The sequence below is a fragment of the Stenotrophomonas maltophilia genome (assembly GCF_001676385.1).
Lineage (GTDB): Bacteria > Pseudomonadota > Gammaproteobacteria > Xanthomonadales > Xanthomonadaceae > Stenotrophomonas > Stenotrophomonas maltophilia_J.
In genome coordinates this window covers 12,779-31,445 of sequence record NZ_LYVJ01000010.1, presented here as the reverse complement: position 1 = coordinate 31,445, position 18,667 = coordinate 12,779, and the positions used below count along the sequence as shown (strand labels likewise).

The 18,667-nt window shown below is 66.8% G+C and carries 12 protein-coding genes; 5 read left to right on the top strand and 7 right to left on the bottom strand.

Annotation, left to right across the window (positions count from 1 at the left end):
* Positions 1–39 precede the first annotated feature (39 nt).
* The gene (locus tag A9K58_RS13615; RefSeq protein WP_065199842.1) at positions 40–2,427 is read left to right on the top strand and encodes a TonB-dependent receptor plug domain-containing protein; all 2,388 of its coding nucleotides are present in this window, start codon (positions 40–42) and stop codon (positions 2,425–2,427) included.
* A gap of 160 nt (positions 2,428–2,587) precedes the next feature.
* Positions 2,588–4,285: a YbaL family putative K(+) efflux transporter gene (gene ybaL / locus A9K58_RS13610; RefSeq protein ID WP_065199841.1), complete on the top strand. Its 1,698-nt coding sequence runs from the start codon at positions 2,588–2,590 to the stop codon at positions 4,283–4,285.
* A gap of 409 nt (positions 4,286–4,694) precedes the next feature.
* Here ybaL and A9K58_RS13605 read toward each other — a convergent pair whose 3' ends face one another.
* Positions 4,695–5,981 carry an O-acetylhomoserine aminocarboxypropyltransferase/cysteine synthase family protein gene (locus A9K58_RS13605; RefSeq protein WP_065199840.1) on the bottom strand — a complete coding sequence of 429 codons (1,287 nt, stop codon included), beginning with the start codon at positions 5,979–5,981 and terminating at the stop codon, positions 4,695–4,697.
* Between the two features lie 181 nt (positions 5,982–6,162).
* Here A9K58_RS13605 and A9K58_RS13600 point away from each other — a divergent pair, with 181 nt between their 5' ends.
* The 3 genes from A9K58_RS13600 (at position 6,163) to A9K58_RS13590 (ending at position 9,127) form a co-directional block, all read left to right on the top strand.
* Positions 6,163–6,900 (top strand): winged helix-turn-helix domain-containing protein, encoded by a 738-nt coding sequence (locus A9K58_RS13600; RefSeq protein WP_065199839.1) that lies wholly within the window; start codon positions 6,163–6,165, stop codon positions 6,898–6,900.
* Complete coding sequence (locus tag A9K58_RS13595) at positions 6,897–8,186, top strand: ATP-binding protein (protein ID WP_065199838.1); 1,290 nt, start codon at positions 6,897–6,899, stop codon at positions 8,184–8,186. The genes A9K58_RS13600 and A9K58_RS13595 overlap by 4 nt, the downstream gene beginning before the upstream one ends.
* A 140-nt stretch (positions 8,187–8,326) precedes the next feature.
* Positions 8,327–9,127: a MipA/OmpV family protein gene (locus A9K58_RS13590; RefSeq protein WP_065199837.1), complete on the top strand. Its 801-nt coding sequence runs from the start codon at positions 8,327–8,329 to the stop codon at positions 9,125–9,127.
* 36 nt (positions 9,128–9,163) lie between these two features.
* Here the strand turns inward: A9K58_RS13590 and A9K58_RS13585 are convergent, their stop codons facing one another.
* The 6 genes from A9K58_RS13585 to A9K58_RS13560 form a co-directional block, all read right to left on the bottom strand.
* Positions 9,164–9,709: a hypothetical protein gene (locus A9K58_RS13585; protein WP_231109318.1), complete on the bottom strand. Its 546-nt coding sequence runs from the start codon at positions 9,707–9,709 to the stop codon at positions 9,164–9,166.
* 92 nt (positions 9,710–9,801) lie between these two features.
* On the bottom strand, positions 9,802–12,387 hold the full coding sequence (clpB, locus tag A9K58_RS13580; protein WP_065199836.1) for an ATP-dependent chaperone ClpB: 2,586 nt from the start codon (positions 12,385–12,387) through the stop codon (positions 9,802–9,804).
* A 181-nt stretch (positions 12,388–12,568) separates the two neighbouring features.
* Positions 12,569–13,390 carry a DUF3014 domain-containing protein gene (locus A9K58_RS13575; protein WP_065199835.1) on the bottom strand — a complete coding sequence of 274 codons (822 nt, stop codon included), beginning with the start codon at positions 13,388–13,390 and terminating at the stop codon, positions 12,569–12,571.
* A 319-nt stretch (positions 13,391–13,709) separates the two neighbouring features.
* Complete coding sequence (locus A9K58_RS13570) at positions 13,710–15,320, bottom strand: SulP family inorganic anion transporter (RefSeq protein ID WP_065199834.1); 1,611 nt, start codon at positions 15,318–15,320, stop codon at positions 13,710–13,712.
* 630 nt (positions 15,321–15,950) lie between these two features.
* The gene (locus A9K58_RS13565; protein ID WP_065199833.1) at positions 15,951–17,669 is read right to left on the bottom strand and encodes a thiamine pyrophosphate-dependent enzyme; all 1,719 of its coding nucleotides are present in this window, start codon (positions 17,667–17,669) and stop codon (positions 15,951–15,953) included.
* Between the two features lie 108 nt (positions 17,670–17,777).
* Positions 17,778–18,635, bottom strand: a complete 858-nt coding sequence (locus A9K58_RS13560) for an SH3 domain-containing protein (protein ID WP_065199832.1) — start codon at positions 18,633–18,635, stop codon at positions 17,778–17,780.
* Positions 18,636–18,667 lie beyond the last annotated feature (32 nt).

Below are 18,667 nucleotides of genomic sequence, written 5' to 3'. Positions count from 1 at the left end.
CGATTCCGGTGCGCCCCCGCCAACCGGAGCCCCATCCCGATGACCCGCAAGACCAGCCTGATCGCCGCCGCCGTCGCTGTCGCACTCGGTGGCTCTCCGTTCCTTGCCGCTGCCCAGCAGGCCGGCACCGCCGCCAATACCCTGGACACGGTGATCGTCACCGGCACCCGCGTGGCCGACCGCACGGTCGCCGAGTCGCAGTCGCCGATCGACATCATTACCCCTGAAGTCCTGCAGTCCACCGGTACCAGCGAACTGGCCACCGCATTGTCGCGTGCCCTGCCTTCGCTGAACTTCCCGCGCCCGGCCCTGACCGACGGCACCAGCGGCGTGCGCCCGGCGCAGCTGCGCGGCCTGTCGCCGGACCAGGTGCTGGTACTGGTCAACGGCAAGCGCCGCCATACCTCGGCGATGATCAACGTCAACGGCAGCATCGGCCGTGGCTCGTCGGCGGTAGACATCAATGCGATTCCGATCGCCGCGATCGAGCGCGTGGAAGTGCTGCGCGACGGTGCTTCGGCACAGTACGGCTCGGATGCCATCGCGGGCGTCATCAACATCGTGCTCAAGGGCAGCGGCAGTGGCGGCAGCCTGGCCGTGGACTATGGCCAGTATTCGGCCGGGGACGGCAACAAGTACCAGCTCTCCGGCGATACCGGCGTGGGCTTCGGCAACGGCCGCGGCCGCGTGCACGTGGCCGGCCAGATCAGCCAGCAGGACGAAAGCAACCGCGCCGGCCCGTACCGCGGCACTACCCCGAACACCGGCAATTTCCCGAGCATCGGCCAGAAGACCTTCATTGTCGGCGACCCGCGCGTGGATGCCACCGCTGCCTCGGCCAACGCCAGCTTCGATTTCAGCGACCACGTGACCGGCTATGCCAGCGCGCTGCTCAGCAACCGCGACATCACCTCGTTCGCGTTCTACCGCTCGCGCAACCACAGCGGGCAGGGTGCGCTGTTGGCACAGACCTATCCGGACGGCTACGTGCCGCAGATCAACCAGTATTCCAAGGACCGCTCGCTGGTGGCCGGGGTCAAGGGCAACACCGGCAACGGCTGGACCTGGGACCTGAGCCTGAACCACGGCGAGAACACCCTCGATTTCCACACCCGCAACAGCATCAACTACAGCCTCGGTGCGACCAGCCCGCGCTCGTTCTACGACGGAACGCTGAAGTACCAGCAGGACATCTTCAACGCCGACCTGACCAAGTCGCTGGACTGGGGCCTGGCCTATCCGGTCACGCTGTCCTTCGGTGGTGAATACCGCAAGGAGAAGTGGGACCAGGCCCCGGGCGAACTGAACTCGTACACCGGCAGCGGCGCACAGGGCTTCGCGGGCTTCACCCCGACCAACGAGGTGCATGCCGACCGCCACAACTACGCCCTCTATGCGGGCCTGGAGGCGGACCTGACCGAGACGTTCTCGGCCGGCATCACTGGCCGCTATGAGGACTACTCGGACTTCGGCGACCGTTTCTCCGGCAAGCTGTCGGCGCGCTATGCATTCACCGACAAGGTCGCGCTGCGTGCTACTGCATCGAGTGGCTTCCGTGCGCCGTCGCTGGCGCAGCAGGGCTACCAGGCGGTGACCAGCCAGTTCCTCAATGGCGTGTTCGTCGAGCGCGGCACCTTCCCGACCACCAGCCCGGCCGCGCAGGCGCTGGGTGCCTCGCCGCTGAAGGCCGAGACCTCCACCTCCTACAGCCTGGGCCTGGTACTGCAGCCGGTCGACCGCCTGTACATCACCGTGGATGCGTACCAGATCGACATTGACGACCGCATCGCGTTGTCGTCCAGCATCACCACCAATGCCGCCACCAGCGCGCTGCTGGGCACCCTGGGCCTGCCGCAGGTGACCGCGTTCTCGTACTTCACCAACGGCCTGGATACGCGCACCCGCGGCGTGGACTTCGTCTCCAGCTACACCGTGCCGTTCACGGCCAGCAGCCTGGAACTGACTGCGGCCTACAGCTACAACGACACCGAAGTGCGCCGCATTGGCGGTACCCCGGCGGTGTTCGGCACGCTGGGCCTGACCCAGTCGCTGATCGGCCGCGATGAGATCGGCCGTATCGAGGACAGCTACCCACGCGACAAGGCGATCCTGAGTGGCACCTGGCGTTCGGACCACTGGGAACTGGGCCTGGCGGCGACCCGCTACGGCTCGTTCACCGTACGCAACTCGGCTACTGCGCTGCGCGACCAGACCTACGGCGACGCCTGGGTCGTCGACGCCTCGGCCAGCTACAAGCCGAGCAGCAACTGGACCCTGACCGTGGGCGCCGACAACCTGCTGGACAAGTACCCGGACCGCACCGAGGACCTGCAGAACTCCACCTTCGGCATGCTGCCGTACAGCAACTACTCGCCGTTCGGCTTCAACGGCGCGTATGTGTACGGGCGGATCAAGTACACCTGGTAAGCGGTAGTGCCGGCCGCAGGTCGGCAGACCGTGGACCGGGTTGGGGTCAGAACCCTTTTCCTGCGGGAAAAGGGATCTGACCCCATTTGCCGGCTGGGTTTGCCGCATCTGGCGCATTAGGTAAAAATCGAGGCACCCCCCCGATTTCCTGCGAGTGCCGATGCACCATGACACCGACCTGATCAACATCGTTGCCGTTGGCCTGGGGCTCGCCTTCATCTTCGGCGCGCTGGCCAACAAGCTCCGCTTGTCGCCCTTGGTCGGTTATCTCATTGCTGGCATCTGCGTAGGCCCGTTCACCCCCGGCTTCGTCGCCGACCAGGCGCTGGCCAACCAGCTGGCCGAGCTGGGCGTGATGCTGCTGATGTTCGGCGTTGGCCTGCACTTCTCGCTGAAGGACCTGATGGCGGTCAAGGCCATCGCCATCCCCGGTGCCATCGGCCAGATCGCGGTGGCCACGCTGCTCGGCTGGGGCGTGGCTTCGCTGATGGGCTGGCCCGCCCTGCATGGCGTCATCTTCGGTTTCTCGCTGGCCACCGCCAGTACCGTGGTGCTGCTGCGGGCGATGGAGGAACGCCGCCTGCTGGAGACCATGCGCGGCAAGATCGCGGTCGGTTGGCTGATCGTGGAAGACCTGGCCTGCGTGCTGGCACTGGTGATGATGCCGGTGATGGCCGGCGTGTTCGGCCCGGACGCGGCCAAGGAATCGCACTCGCTCGGTAGCGTGCTGGCCGACATCGGCTGGACCTTCGTGCAGCTGGGCCTGTTCGTGGCGGTGATGCTGGTGGTCGGGCGCCGGGTCATCCCGTGGATCCTGGAGCGCATCGCCGGTACTGGTTCGCGCGAGCTGTTCACCCTGTCGGTGCTGGCGATCGCGCTGGGCGTGGCGTTCGGCTCGGCGATGCTGTTCGGCGTCTCGTTCGCACTGGGTGCATTCTTCGCTGGCATGCTGCTCAACGAATCGGAACTGAGCCACAAGGCCGCGCATGATTCGCTGCCGCTGCGTGACGCGTTCGCGGTGCTGTTCTTCGTCTCGGTCGGCATGCTGTTCGATCCCAACATCATCGTCCAGCATCCGTGGCAGGTGCTGGCCACGGTCGCGATCATCATGTTCGGCAAGTCGGCGGCGGCGTTCTTCATCGTGCGCGCGTTCGGCCATCCGACCAGTACCGCGCTGACCATCTCGGCGAGCCTGGCGCAGATCGGCGAGTTCGCCTTCATCATCGCCGGCCTCGGTGTCGCCCTGCAGATCCTGCCGAAAGACGGTCAGTCGCTGGTGCTGGCCGGGGCGCTCGTATCGATCATGCTCAATCCGCTGGTGTTCGGCCTGCTCGACCGTTGGCAGGCGAAGCAGGAACAGAAGCCGCTGCCCCCGGAGCCGGAAGAGGCCATTGGCCCGTCGCGGGACCTGGACGCGCACGCAATCGTGATCGGCTACGGCCGCGTTGGCAGCGAACTGGCCCAGGTGCTGCGTGACCGCGGCGTGCCGGTGTTGGTCATCGATGACAACAAGGAGCACGTGGAACGCGCGCACGCCAATGGGCTCGCAGCGATCCGCGGCAGCGCCGCCGCCGACCGGGTACTGGCCGAAGCCCATCCGGAACGCGCCAAGATCGCGGTGCTGGCGATCCCGCAGCCGCTGGAGGCCGGTGAAACGCTGGCCAAGCTGCGGGCGATCAACCCGGAGCTGACGCTGCTGGCGCGCGCGCACAGCGATGCAGAAGTGAAGCATCTGCTGGAGCACGGCGCCGATGGCACGGTAATGGCCGAGCGCGAACTGGCCTACTCGTTGGCGGAGATGGTGATGTCCACGCCGCCGTACCGGAATCTCAGGCAGCACAGCATTCCGGTGGTGTGAGTGGGGCCGAGGCAGGGCTTGCAGCCCTGCACCTGCTGAATAACGTCAACGGCAAAAGCGGGCATTCCGTGGGATGGCGGAGTGAGTCCGGTTGCGGGGGACGCTGCAAGTACGTCCATGTAAGCTCGGCCGCCGCATCCATGCGGCTCACGCCCCTGCAACCGGCCCCACCCCGCCTTCGACAGTTTTCCGCGATCTATCGGAATGATACGGGGTCGTCGCAGGGGGTCAGCTCCGTTTTCCGCGGAAAACGGAGCTGACCCCGGAAACAAAAGAATCCCCGGTCGACCCGCATCGACCGGGGATCTGGATCGCCACGTTGCCACTGCCTTGGAGAGGCAGTTCCACCGTAACCCATCGCGCGGCCGGTGGTGATCGCCCGTGGCGATGACGACCAAGCGTGCAGCTATCAGGCGGCGGCCAGCGCCTGCCCGAGGTCGGCGCGCAGGTCGTCGATGTGTTCGATGCCGATCGACAGCCGCACCGCGTCCTCGCTGACGCCAGCCTTGGCCAGCTCCGCTGCATCCAGCTGGCGATGGGTGGTCGAGGCCGGATGGGTGGCCAGCGACTTCGCATCACCCAGGTTGACCAGGCGGGTGAACAGCTTCAGCGCGTCAAGGAAGCGTGCGCCGGCTTCGCGGCCACCGGGCAAGCCGAAAGTCAGCACGCCCGAACCGTGCCCGCCCAGGTAGCGCTGGGCGGCAGCGTGTTCGGGGTCGTCGGCCAGGCCTGCGTAGCGGACCCAGGCCACCTTGGCGTGCGCCCTGAGGAACTGCGCGACGGCCAGTGCATTGGCATTGATCCGTTCCATGCGCAGGGCCAGGGTCTCGATGCCCTGCAGGATCAGGAAGGCATTGAACGGAGACAGCGCTGCACCGGTATTGCGCAGCGGCACCACCCGTGCGCGGCCAATGTAGGCCGCCGGGCCCAGCGCCTCGGTGTAGACCACGCCGTGGTAGCTGGGATCGGGCTGGTTGAGACGGGCGAAACGCTTCGGCTGCGCCGCCCAGTCGAAGCGGCCGGAGTCGATGATCGCTCCGCCGAGGCTGTTGCCGTGGCCGCCCAGGTACTTGGTCAGCGAGTGCACGACGATGTCGGCCCCGTGCTCGAACGGTCGCAGCAGGAAGGGCGTCGCCACTGTGTTGTCGACGATCAACGGTACGCCGGCCGCGTGCGCGACGCTGGCGATCGCGGCGATGTCGGTGACATTGCCACGGGGGTTGCCGATCGATTCCACGAACACGGCCCGGGTGCGTTCGTCGATGAGCGCGGCGAACGCCGCTGGATCGGCGGGGTCGGCAAATCGTGCCTGGATGCCGTACTGCGGCAGGGTGTGTGCCAGCAGGTTGAGGCTGCCGCCATACAAGGCACTGGAGGCGATGATGTTGTCGCCGGCCTCTGCGATGGTCTGGATCGCATAGGTGATCGCGGCCTGGCCCGAAGCGAGCGCCAGCGCCCCGATGCCGCCTTCCAGCGCAGCCAGGCGCTGCTCCAGCACGTCGGTGGTGGGGTTCATGATGCGGGTGTAGATGTTGCCCGGCACCTTCAAGTCGAACAGGTCCGCGCCGTGCTGGGTGTCATCGAAGGCGTACGCCACGGTCTGGTAGATCGGCACCGCCACTGCGCGGGTGGTCGGGTCGGGACGGTAGCCGCCATGCACGGCCAGGGTTTCCAGTTGCCACTGCGGGTCGCTCATTGCGCATGACTCCATCCGGGAAACGACCACGATAGGACAGCCGGCAGGCGGCGCTGAATGCCACTGGCGATGAGGCGCATACCGGCGGTTATCAGGTTGGCCACGATTCAGGCAGCAGCCATGGGCCATTGCTAGGCTTCGCCGCCGGGCGCTCCTGCCCGGGCACGGAGGCCCAACGCGCATGCAGCCATCCCCCTGGACACCCGCCGCCGACGGTACCCCGACGCCAATCCTGCTGGTGGAAGATGATCGTCGCCTGGCCGAACTGGTCAGCGACTACCTCCACGAACACGGCTTCGCCGTGCAGCATGTGGCCCGCGGCGACCTGGCCTGCACGGCCTGCCGCCAGCACGCGCCGGACCTGGTGGTGCTGGACCTGATGCTCCCCGGCCTCGGCGGCATCGATGTCTGCCGGCAGATCCGCAGCTTCTCCGATGTACCCATCCTGATGCTGACCGCCTGCGAGGACGACATCGAACAGGTGCTGGGCCTGGAATCGGGTGCCGACGACTATGTGCACAAGCCGATCGAGCCACGCCTGCTGCTGGCCCGCCTGCGCGCCCTGCTGCGCCGCCGCCATGGCGGCAGCGGCACCGGCACGCCCAGCCGCCTGATGCATGGCGAACTGCTGATCGACCGCATGCAGCGCGACGTTCACCTGCATGGCCAGCGGGTGGAACTTGGAACTACCGAATTCGAGATCCTGTGGCTGCTGGCCAGCCAGCCGGGTCAGATCCTTTCGCGCGACCGGATCCTGCAGGCGGTGCGTGGCATCGGCTTCGACGGCCTGGACCGCAGCGTCGATGTCTGCATCGGCAAGCTGCGCCGCAAGCTCGGTGACGATGCGCGCGAGCCCCGGCGGATCAAGACCGTATGGGGCCGCGGCTACCAGTTCAACCCAGCGGCCTGGTCGGAATGAAGCGGCTGTTCCTGTGGCTCTGGTTCATCACCGGGGCCTGCTTCCTGGTGTCGGTGTTCTTTCTCAACCAGGTGCTCGACGGCATCTATACGCCCTTGCAGGACAAGGTATTCGTCCAGCAGGTGCGCGGCCAGGTATATGCCCTGCGCAGCGGCCTGAGTGGGCTGCAGGCCGCACAACAGCGCGAACGCCTGCGGCAATGGCAGCCACACTATGGCATCGCGCTGACCCTGCTGGATGCGCCCCCGGCGCTTGTGCCCATGGAAAAGGCCGCGTTGCAGGCGCAGGGCTTCATCGTGCGCGACCGCTACCAGACCATCCTGCTGCCGATCGAAGCTGGCGACGGCCGCTGGCTGCAGTTGCGCCTTCCCGGCGAAGTGCAGATGACAACGTACATGACCATTGCCGCCTACCTCAGCATCCTGCTGCTGGTGGGCGCCAGCCTGTACGCCTGGGTGCGGCTGCTCTGGCGCGACCTGGAAGCGCTGCGTGTACATGCCGACCGCATCGGTGCCGGCGATCTGCAGGCACGCGCGCAGGTCTCTCCACGCTCGCAGATCCGGGTCATCGTTGAACATTCCAACCGCATGGCCGCGCGCGTAGCCGAACTGGTGCAGCGCCAACGCGACCTGACCCATGCAATCTCGCATGAACTGCGCACACCGATCGCACGCGTGGCCTTCGGGTTGGACCTGATGCAGGACAGCGATGACCGCGCGCGCCGTGCACACCTGGCGCAAGGCCTGCACGGCGACCTCGCCGAGCTCAACCGGCTGGTCAGCGAACTGCTGGCCTACGAACGACTGGAAAATCCCGATGAAGCCGAACCGCTGCAGCGGATCGAGGCCAACGACTGGCTGCAGGCCTGCCTGTCCGACGCACGCCGCGATGCGCAACGCGCCGGCGTAGTGCTGCGTGTCCAGCCCAGTGCGTTGCCACGGGTGGATGCCGAGCCGCGCCTGCTGCAGCTGGCGCTGAGCAATCTGGTGGGCAATGCGCTGCGCCATGCGCGCTCGCAGGTCGATGTCTCGCTGCAGGCCATCGGTGGCCGCGCCTGCCTGCGTGTGGACGACGACGGCCCGGGCATCGCCGAGGCCGACCGCGAGAAAGTGACACGCCCGTTCGCTCGCCTGGACGACAGCCGCAGCCGTGACACCGGCGGTTTCGGCCTGGGCCTGGCCATCGTCAAACGCATCGCGGCCCGCCACCACGGCGAGCTGCGCATCGGCTGGGCGCCGCTCGGTGGCGCACGCCTGGAAATGCACTGGCCGCTGGCTGCCAGCTGAACGCCCGAGGGCGCGATTACAGTTGATTACAACTCCCGCACAACTGCGGGCGGATCGGTCGCGGGCGTATCGCCACGCTAGCGCCCCTGCAGCAATCGCCGGATGCGCGTGCTGCATTCCTCCCATTGTCGAGAGTCCCCATGTCCCAGCGTCACCGTTCCCCCGCCCTGTTCTGCCTGGCCCTGCTGCCGTTGTTCGCCGCCCCGATCGCCCACGCCAAGGATGACCACTGGACCTTCGAGCTCGCCGCCGGGGGTGGCGTGACGCCGCGCTACAGCGGCAGCGAGGAGTATCGCGCAGCGCCGTCGCTCTCCTTCGATGTCACCTCGCCGGGGGGCTGGTTTCTGGGCACCAGTGGCATCGGCTGGGGCACGTCCCTCGGCGAACACACCCGCGTGCGGGCCTATGTGGGTGCCAGTGGCATCCGCAAGGACAAGGACTCGCTGCTGGGCGGTTCGGACTTCCTGCGCGGCATGGGTGATATCGATGCCCGTCCCCTGGTCGGCGTCTCGGCTGGTTATACGCTGGGCGAAGCCGTGCTGAGCGGCTCCTGGCAGTTCACCCGCAGGGACGAGGACAAGGCCGAGAACGGCTTGGCCACCCAGCAGATCCATCTGAACCTGACCCTGCCGCTGTTCGACCTGGCCGGTGGCGTGGTCAGCGGCAGCGTCTCCACCGACTACGGCAACCGTGGCTACATGCAGACCTGGTACGGCGTCAGCCCGGAACAGGCCGCGCGCACCGGCTTCGCCCAGCACAAACCGAAGGCCGGGTTGGTCAGCGCGGGAATCGGCCTGAGGTGGAGTCATCGCGCAGGCCGCAACGGCAACTGGTACATCTCGGCCGAGGGCACCCGCCTGCTCGGCGACGCCGCCGACAGCCCGATCGTGCAGAAAGCCAACCAGTTCGGCCTGATGAGCGGGTACGCGTACCGGTTCTGAGGCATGAAGGGCGCCCCGTGGCGCCCTTTCTCCAGGTCAGCGGCAGGGCGCCGCGTCTCCCTGGCCGCACAGCCGCACATCGCGCAGCCAGCCGATCCACCGCACCACGTCTTCCTTCTCCGGTTCGGACCGGAATGATTTCTGCACGGTGTGGAATCCCTGCACGCCTTGGATACCCTTGATCCAGGTGAACTCGGGCTTGCCGGTGCCGGGGTTCAGCGGGCAGCTGAGCATCAGCAACGCGAACGGGCGACCCGCTTCGTCGCCTTCGCGGACCCAGTGGCTCTGCGCGTCTGGGCAGGCAATGCGCCAGCCGGCTTCAATGATGCCGAGGAACTCGCGCGGGCTGACATGGCCACTGTTGGCCGCATCATTGACGGTGACCATGTCGGTCCAGTCCTGCACCGTCTGCCCCTGCGGCACGTACTCGGTGATGCGGTTGCCTTGTACGTCGGTGCTCTGGTGGGCCTGCTGGTTGCCCTTCATCGGCGGCAGCTGGACCTGTTCCACCGCCGCGGCGTGTCCCGTAACGACAGCAGATGCCAGCGCGATGCACAGTGAAGCCCAACGGATAACGTCCATGCAGTACTCCATGTCCTGGTGAATGGAACAAGGTGATTCTACCGGGAACGCCCCGGTGGCGCCCTCACCCCATGGATGGGGCGCCACCGGGTTCAGGCCTTGGCGAACACCAGGCGGCCGCCCTCGTTGCCAACCACGATGGTGTCACCGTTGACGAACGCGCCGGACAGGATCTGCTGCGCCAGCGGATTTTCCAGCTGCGACTGGATGGCTCGCTTCAACGGGCGCGCGCCGTACACCGGATCGAATCCGACGTTGCCGAGCAGCTCGAACGCTGCATCCGAGACCTCCAGCTTCAAGCCCCGCTCGGCAAGGCGCTTTTCCAGACCGCGCATCTGGATGCGCGCGATCTGCTTGATCTGCTGCTTGTCCAGCGGATGGAACACCACGATGTCGTCCAGGCGGTTGATGAACTCCGGGCGGAAGTGCGCCTGCACCACGCCCATCACCGCCGCCTTCATCTGCATGTAGGCCTCCGGGCTGTCATCGCCGCTCATGTCCTGGATCTGGTGCGAGCCCAGGTTGGAGGTCATCACGATGACGGTGTTGCGGAAGTCCACCGTGCGGCCCTGGCCGTCGGTCAGCCGGCCGTCGTCCAGCACCTGCAGCAGGATGTTGAACACATCCGGATGCGCCTTCTCCACTTCATCAAGCAGGATCAGCGAGTACGGGCGACGACGCACGGCTTCGGTCAGGTAGCCACCTTCCTCGTAACCGACATAGCCGGGGGGGGCACCGATCAGGCGGGCGACGCTGTGCTTCTCCATGAATTCGCTCATGTCGATGCGGATCATCGCGTCGGCGCTGTCGAACAGGAACTCGGCCAGCGACTTGCACAGCTCGGTCTTGCCGACACCGGTCGGGCCGAGGAACAGGAACGAGCCGGCCGGTCGATTCGGATCGGACAGGCCCGCACGCGAGCGGCGCACGGCGTCGGAGACGACCTTGATCGCTTCCTCCTGGCCGACCACGCGGTTGTGCAGCACCTCTTCCATGCGCAGCAGCTTGTCGCGCTCGCCTTCGAGCATCTTGTTGACCGGAATGCCGGTCCAGCGCGAGACGACCTCGGCGATCTCCTCGTCGGTGACCCGATCCTGCACCAGCTTGAAGTCCTTGTGCTCGGCTTCCTGGGCGGCGGCCAGCTGCTTTTCCAGCTGCGGCAGCAGGCCATACTGGATCTCGCTCATCTTGGCGAAATCCTGTCGGCGTTGCGCCGCTTCCAATTCCAGCTTGGCCTGCTCGACCTGTTCCTTGATCTTGGTGGCACCCTGCAGCGCGGCCTTCTCCGACTTCCAGATTTCATTGAGGTCGGAGAACTCGCGTTCCAGCCCCTCGATGTCGTTCTCCAGGTCGGCCAGGCGCTGCCGCGAGGCCTCGTCCTTTTCCTTCTTCAGCATCTCGCGCTGGATCTTCAACTGGATCACCCGCCGTTCCAGGCGATCCAGTTCCTCGGGCTTGGAGTCGATCTCCATGCGCAGGCGCGAGGCGGCCTCGTCCATCAGGTCGATGGCCTTGTCCGGCAACTGACGGTCGGTGATGTAGCGGTTGGACAGCGTGGCGGCAGCGACGATGGCCGGATCGGTGATCTCCACGCCGTGGTGCACGGCATACTTTTCCTTCAACCCGCGCAGGATCGCGATGGTGTCCTCCACCGTCGGCTCACCGACGAACACCTTCTGGAAGCGGCGCTCCAGCGCCGCATCCTTCTCGATGTACTTGCGGTATTCGTCCAGCGTGGTCGCGCCGATGCAGTGCAGCTCGCCGCGCGCCAGTGCCGGCTTCAGCATGTTGCCCGCATCCATCGCGCCATCGGCCTTGCCCGCGCCGACCATGGTGTGCAGCTCATCGATGAACAGGATGATCTGGCCTTCGTTCTTGGCCAGGTCGTTGAGCACGCCCTTCAGGCGCTCTTCGAATTCACCGCGGAACTTGGCACCGGCAATCAGCGCGCCCATGTCCAGCGACAGCACGCGCTTGCCGCGCAGTCCCTCGGGCACTTCGTCGTTGATGATGCGCTGGGCCAGCCCTTCCACGATCGCTGTCTTGCCCACGCCGGGCTCGCCGATCAGCACCGGGTTGTTCTTGGTCCGGCGCTGCAGCACCTGGATGGTGCGGCGGATTTCCTCGTCGCGGCCGATCACCGGGTCGAGCTTGCCGCTCTCGGCACGCGCGGTCAGGTCGATGGTGTATTTCTCCAGCGCCTGCCGCTGTTCCTCCGCGTTCTCCGACTGCACGTTCTCGCCGCCGCGCAGCTTGTCGATCGCGGCCTGCAGGCGGGTCCTGTCGGCACCGGCGGCACGCAGCGCCATGCCCAGCACTCCGCCGTCCTCCAGAGCCGCGAGCACGAACCACTCGCTGGCGATGAACGCGTCGCCATGCTGCTGGGCCAGCTTGTCCGTCTGGTTCAGCAGGCGGCCCAGGTCATTGCCCAGCGAGATGTTGCCGGCCTGCCCGGAGACCTTGGGCAGTGCGTCCAGCGCCTCGGCCAGGCGCTCGCGCAGCACCGGCACGTTCACCCCCGCCTGGGCCAGCAGCGGGCGCGTGCTGCCCCCCTGCTGGTCCAGCAGCGCGCTGAACAGGTGAACCGGTTCGATGATGCTGTTGTCGCGGCCCACGGCCAGCGACTGTGCGTCCGCCAGCGCCTGCTGGAAACGCGAGGTGAGCTTGTCCATCCGCATTGCGAATCCTCATCGGTCATCAGGGCCGGCCCGTGCCGGCGATGCTGGAAAGATGCGGTTGCTCCACCCCGTTTCAAGGGTGGCTGCGACTGCACTGCCAGGCCAGTCAGCCGACCGCCAGCATGCCGCAGGAGGTGTGGTCGGCGCGTTGATCCTGATCAGTTGCGCGCTTGCAAAACGCTCAGCGGGTGATGGCGGCCCGGATCGCCCGCAACTGCTGCCTGATCGCCCGTGCCTGCGCCCGGTCCATGCGCAACAGTGCCTTCTGGCCGATCGAGCGCGACTGCAGGGTGGGATCGACGAAGCGGTAGTGGCCACGTCCATCACGCTGTACCGCCGGCGCCCGGTCCAGTTCCGGCGTCTCCAGCAGGTGGTCGATCACCGTGACCAGGCGATCATTGAAATAGCCCTCCGGCCTGCCAAGGTCGACGTAGGCCTGCTGGATCAGCGGATAGAAACGCTTGTAGGCCGTGGCCGTCGCTGCAGGGTCCAGTGCAATGAACGCCTGCACATAGGGCGCATAGCGCGCTGCGTTGGCGGCGGCAATGCGCTCGCCGCCCTCCCCCGGCTCGACTTGCAGGGTCCCGGGCAAGGGCCGGGCGGCCAGGGCGGTCGGCGGCACGCTGGGCTTGTCCAGATTGTCGACCTGGGTGACCAGGCGCTGGATCAGGTGATCGCGCAGCAGCTGGGTCAATGGCCCGTCCCCCTGGAACAGCTCGCTGAGCGCGCCCCAGGCGGCGGTATCGCTGTCGGCCAGAGCCGGCAGTGCAGGGTCGGCGGCGGCCCCGGTATCCAGCGGATGCCGGATCGGCGGTGGCGCCGGCGCGGGCGCGGCGGCTGCCGCCGGGTGCGCGCGGGCACCGGTTGTGGCGGGCGTTGATTGCACCGGCAGCGGGTCACCCTCCGCCAGGCTCCTCAGCTGATCGCGGAACAGCCAGCCTCCTGCACCCCCAATGACCAGCACGCCCAACACCCACGGCCATACCGCCTTTCCGCTCTGCATGATGCAGTCCCTCGTTTTCTACCTGCATGGACATGCTGTGACCCCGGTCGGCCGCGGCGGGTTCCCCGCCTGTTCGGCTTCCGTTGGGGTGGTCGTGCGCGCACGGACCGCGCCATGCCTGCCTTGCATGCCCGGGATCGGGCCAGGCCCGCGTCCCTCTGGAGAAACCACCGCGCCGGGCACGGTGTACTGACGGACCGGCATCCAGCGCGCAGCACGTGGATGCGGCTGCCGCTGGAAGATGTGGCACCGACTGCACCTTCGCCCAAACCCGAGCGGGAAGGGATACGGTAGCGCCGGGCCATCACCGCCTTCGCGATCAATGACCGGCGCGATCATCCAGCGGCGTCACCGCCTGCTTCTGCAGCGACAGCAGGCCCAGCAGCACCGCCAGGGCCACGTAGGCGCCGGCGAACTGCCAGCTGATGATGCGCGCCAGGCCGTCCAGCTCCCAGGGCAGGTAGATTCCGCCGCGCGGGTCCACCGAGTGGATCAGGCCGAACAGCGTCAGCACGGCGGCCACCAGCAGGAAGCCGCAGGCACGCCGCAGGCGGCCATCGACCATCGCCGCCACTGCCGAGATCCACAGCATCGAGGTGATGATGAAGCCATTGCCAAGAGTGAAGATCACCGCCAGTTCCGGCAGCCCGTGGCCGTCGAGCTTGGCCACCAGCTGCGGCAGCTGGTCCGGCGCGATCCAGCCCGGCGCCTTGATCGCCAGCAGGTACGCCACCGACGGCAGGAAACCGAACACCATCGCACCGGCGTGGTGGCGCGGCGTGGCCTGGAAGGCCTGGGTGGTGATATCAATGGCCACGTACACGATGATCGGTGCCAGCACCGCCAACGGCAGCCACTGCACCAGCCCGGAGATGATGCCGAGCATGCCGCCGATGCCGACGAACAGGCCGGTCAGCAGCGTGTAGCCGCTGCGCGCACCCATGTGCTTGTAGGCGGGCTGGCCGATGTACGGCGTGGTCTGCGCGACGCCGCCGCAGACACCGGCCACCAATGTGGCCACCGCTTCCACCAGCAGGATGTCGCGGGTGCGGTAGTCATCACCGGCCGCGCGAGCACTTTCGGACACGTTGATGCCACCGACCACCATCAGCAGGCCGAACGGCAGCAGCAGCGGCAGGTAGGTCATCGCCGTGGGCAGGCCGTCGAGGAAACCGAGCGTCGGCAGCGGCAGCACCACCTGCGGGGGGACCCAGGCCGGCACATGGAAACCCGGCGCGCCCAGCCCGGCCAGGCCGAGGCCGTAATACAGCACGGTGCCGAACACGAAGGCCAGCAACACGCCCGGGCCACGCACCGGCAGCTTGCCCTTGGCAATCAGCACGTACAGCAGCAGGCCCAGCGTGGTGAAGCCGACCAGCGGCGAACGCAGGGTTTCCAGCAAGGGCAACAGGCCCATCAGCACCAGTGCGATGCCAGCAATGGAGCCCAGCAGCGCGGCACGCGGCAGCGCGCGGGTGACCGCTTCGCCGAAGAACGACAGCACGAACTTGAGCACGCCCATGATCACCAGCGCGGCCATGCCCAGCTGCCAGGTGGCGATGCCTGCGGCATGCGGATCCATGCCCTGCTGCTTGAACGCGATGAAGGCCGGGCCGAGCACCAGCAGGGCCATGCCGATGCTGGTCGGTGCATCCAGGCCCAGCGGCATGGCGGTGACATCGTTGCGGCCAGTACGGGCCGCCAGCCGTCGCGCCATCAGGGTGTACAGCAGGTTGCCGACCAGCACGCCGAAGGCCGTGCCGGGAAACATGCGGCCGAACACCACGTCGGCGGGGAACTGGAAGATCCCGACCAGGGCCATGGCGATGAAGCCGAGGATGGAGAGGTTGTCGACGACCAGGCCGAAGAAGCCGTTGAAGTCGCCGGCAACAAACCAGCGACGCGGTGCGGCGGAAGCGGGAGCGGACATGGAAGGGGCGATGGGGGTGGGGAGCGCCGATGGTAGGCCCAGCGGGGCCTGGGCGCCAATTCCATCGTGGAATGATGGGTTCCAGCCAACGGCGGAGCCCCTCGTGGCTGGTCGCGGGTAGAGTCGACTGCTAGTCGACTGGCATTGCGAGTTGGGCCGGTCGGGGTGGGCTGCGCAGGACCCGCCGTGAACCCCCAGACCGGCCCAGCCGCTGGCGGCTGTGCGTTCGGGCGCTTGCGAAGCAGTGCTTCGCAAGCAAAGCGCCCTCACCCATGGGGACTCGATGGCGCCATCCATGGCGCCAACGGTCCTGCGCAGCCCACCCCGACCGGCCCCTGACAGTTTCCTGCGCGCGGCAGCCACGGAAGAAAATCAAAAAATCCAAAGCCAAGGCAGGCTCTCGCTGTAGTGCCGAGCCCATGCTCGGCTGCTGTACGCGACGCCTCTGAGCCGAGCATGGCTCGGCACTACAAGAACAATTCGATCATTTCCACGCTATCCACGCATGGTGTGGATCTACCGTGTCGACCAAGGTCGACACCTACCACACGGATGGCCGCCGTACTTCTGAGGTGGCCGGCCAGCGGCCGGCACTACCGCGGGTGCAGGGCACGGCCCTGCATCGCCCCCCTACTTCTTCAGGAAGTTGTCCACCAACAGATGCTTCACGTCGTCGAAGCGGCCGTTCAACACCGCCTTGGCCGCATACAGCGCCGTACCGGCCACCTGCTTGGCCTCGATCTGCGGCGGCATCACCAGTTCGGCACGGCTGGTATGCACATCCAGCAGCGCCGGGCCGCGCTGCGCCAGGAAATCCTGCACCGCCTCTTCCAGATCCTCGCTGCGGGTCACGGTGCGGCCGTGGAAGCCGATCACCTCGGCCAGGCGCCCGAAGTCCGGGTTCTTCAGGTCGGTGTAGTTGTCCAGCAGGCCTTCCACCTTCTGTTCCAGCTCGACGAAATTCAGCGAGCCGTTGTTGAACACGACCACCTTGATCGGCAGGTCCTCCTGCACCGCGGTCAGCAGGTCACCCAGCAGCATCGCCAGGCCACCATCGCCCGACAGCGAGATCACCTGCCGGCCCGGGAACGCTTTCTGCAGGCCCAGCGCCTGCGGCATCGCGTTGGCCATCGTGCCGTGCAGCAGGCTGGTCAGCGTGCGGCGACGGCCATTCACCCGGATATGCCGCAACACCCACACCATCGGCGAGCCGCCGTCGGCGGTGAACAGTGCATCGTCGCTGGCGTACTTCGACAGCAGCGCAGTGAGGTGCTGCGGGTGGATCAGTTCACCCTCGCCCGGCTGCTCTTCCTGCTCGCGCTTCTTCAAAGCCCTGTCGCGACGCTCGATGCATTCGTCCAGGAAACTGCTGTCCTCGCGTGGCGGCAGCATCCGCAGCAGTGCGTCCAGCGTCGGTGCGATGTCACCGACCACGCCCAGGCTCACCGGATGGCGGCGGCCGAGGTGGCTGCCGTCGCGGTCGACCTGGATGATCGTGGCCTTTTCCGGGTAGAACTGGCCCCAGGCGAAGTCGGCACCAAGCAGCAGCAGCGTGTCGCATTCCATCAGCGTGTGGAAGCCGGATTCGATGCCGAAGATGCCGGTCATGCCCATGTTGTACGGGTTGTCCGGCTCGACGAAGTCCTTGGCGCGCGAGGTGTGCGCGACCGGGGCCTGCAGGCGCCGGGCCAGCTCCCGCAGCTGCGCGTGTGCGCCCTGGCAACCGGCACCGGCATAGACGCCGATGCGCTTGCCCTGCCCCAGCAGTTCGGCGATGCGCTGCAGTTCGGCATCCGACGGGCGCAGCACCGGCTGGGTGTAGTGCACCGAGAACGGCACATCGTGCTTCACCTCGGCCTGGCTGATGTCGGCCGGCAGGATCACCACCGCCACGCCGCGGCGGCTGATTGCCGCCTGGCAGGCCAGGGCCACCACGCGTCGTGCCTGCTCCGGGCTGTGCACCTGCTCGCAGAACACCGAACAACTGGCGTACACCGCCTTGAAATCCACTTCCTGCGGGAATTCCATGCCCAGCTCGCTGGTCACCACTTGGCTGGCGATCAGCACCATCGGCGCACGATTGCGATTGCTCTCGAACACACCGTTGATGAAATGCAGGCCACCGGGACCACAGGAGCCCGCACAGGCGGTCAACTCACCACTCACCAGTGAGTCGGCGCCGGCGGCAAACGCTGCTACTTCCTCATGGCGTACATGCACCCAGTCGATTTCACTGCGGTGCAGGGCATCGGTCACGTGATTCAAGGTGTCGCCAACGATGCCATAACAGCGGCGGACGCCCGCCTGCTGCAGGGTATCGACAACGATCTCGGCAACGCGCTTGCTCATCGGATACATCCTCGAACGGGGGACGTCCGAGGCTAGACCCGATGAAGTGATGCCTCCGTGGGCAAGTTGCCCATTGCCTCGATGTGCAAACTGCGGGTAGACCTCTCGTCAATCATTGACGTTGATCCAACCCTCCACTGCACCGCTTTTCGGGTTGCGGTAGCGCAGCTTCACCCAACCGTCCTGTTCATCCAGCAGTTCCACACGATCGCCCTGCACCAGGTAGCGCTTGGTACTGGATGCGCCGGGTTGGTCGAACAGGAACAGCCGCGTGGGTGCCACGGTGGCCTGCTGACTACGCAGTGGTCCACCCGGCGGTGCGCCCAGGCCATCGGCAATGGCACTTTCCAGCACCCGGCCGGCGGCATCATAGGTACGCCAGACCGCCAGCGGGCCCTGCTCGTCGGCCTGTTCCCAATGCAGCGCGGCGTTCAACGTGTCGCCCAGCATCAACATGCGCTCGGCGCGGTACAGGTAGAGTTTCGCGCCTGCAAACCGGTACTGGTCGGTGTACCACATGGGGCCGCTGCGGCAACTGCTGGCCAGGGTGCGGCTGGGACGGTCGACCGTCAGCCCCATCAGCTCGCCGCAGCTTTCCCTGCCGTGGGTTTCAGCCTGCAGCGCGCGGAACCCGCCACTGGCCGGATCGAACCGGTACACCGCCACCGCTTCATTGACCATGCCCACCGGTGCTCGTGCAACCAGTTCCGGGTAGCCATCGAAATCGACGTCTTCAAGCGACCATCGCGAATCGCCGTCCGCATCGGCCGCGCCTGCCAGCGTCTGGCGCTCGCCGGACGGCGACAGCTGCACCGCGATGCTGCCATCCGGCCGGGGATCGGCATGCGCCTGCACGTGCGTGGCGGCCTGGAACCGTAGTGCTTTGCCGTCGTTCTCACTCGCCTGTACCGCTGGCAGGCAAAGGCCTGCCAGCAACAGGCCCAGCACCTGGTCCCTGTGTCTCATCGTCGATCCCTGTGACGCCACGATGGCGCCTT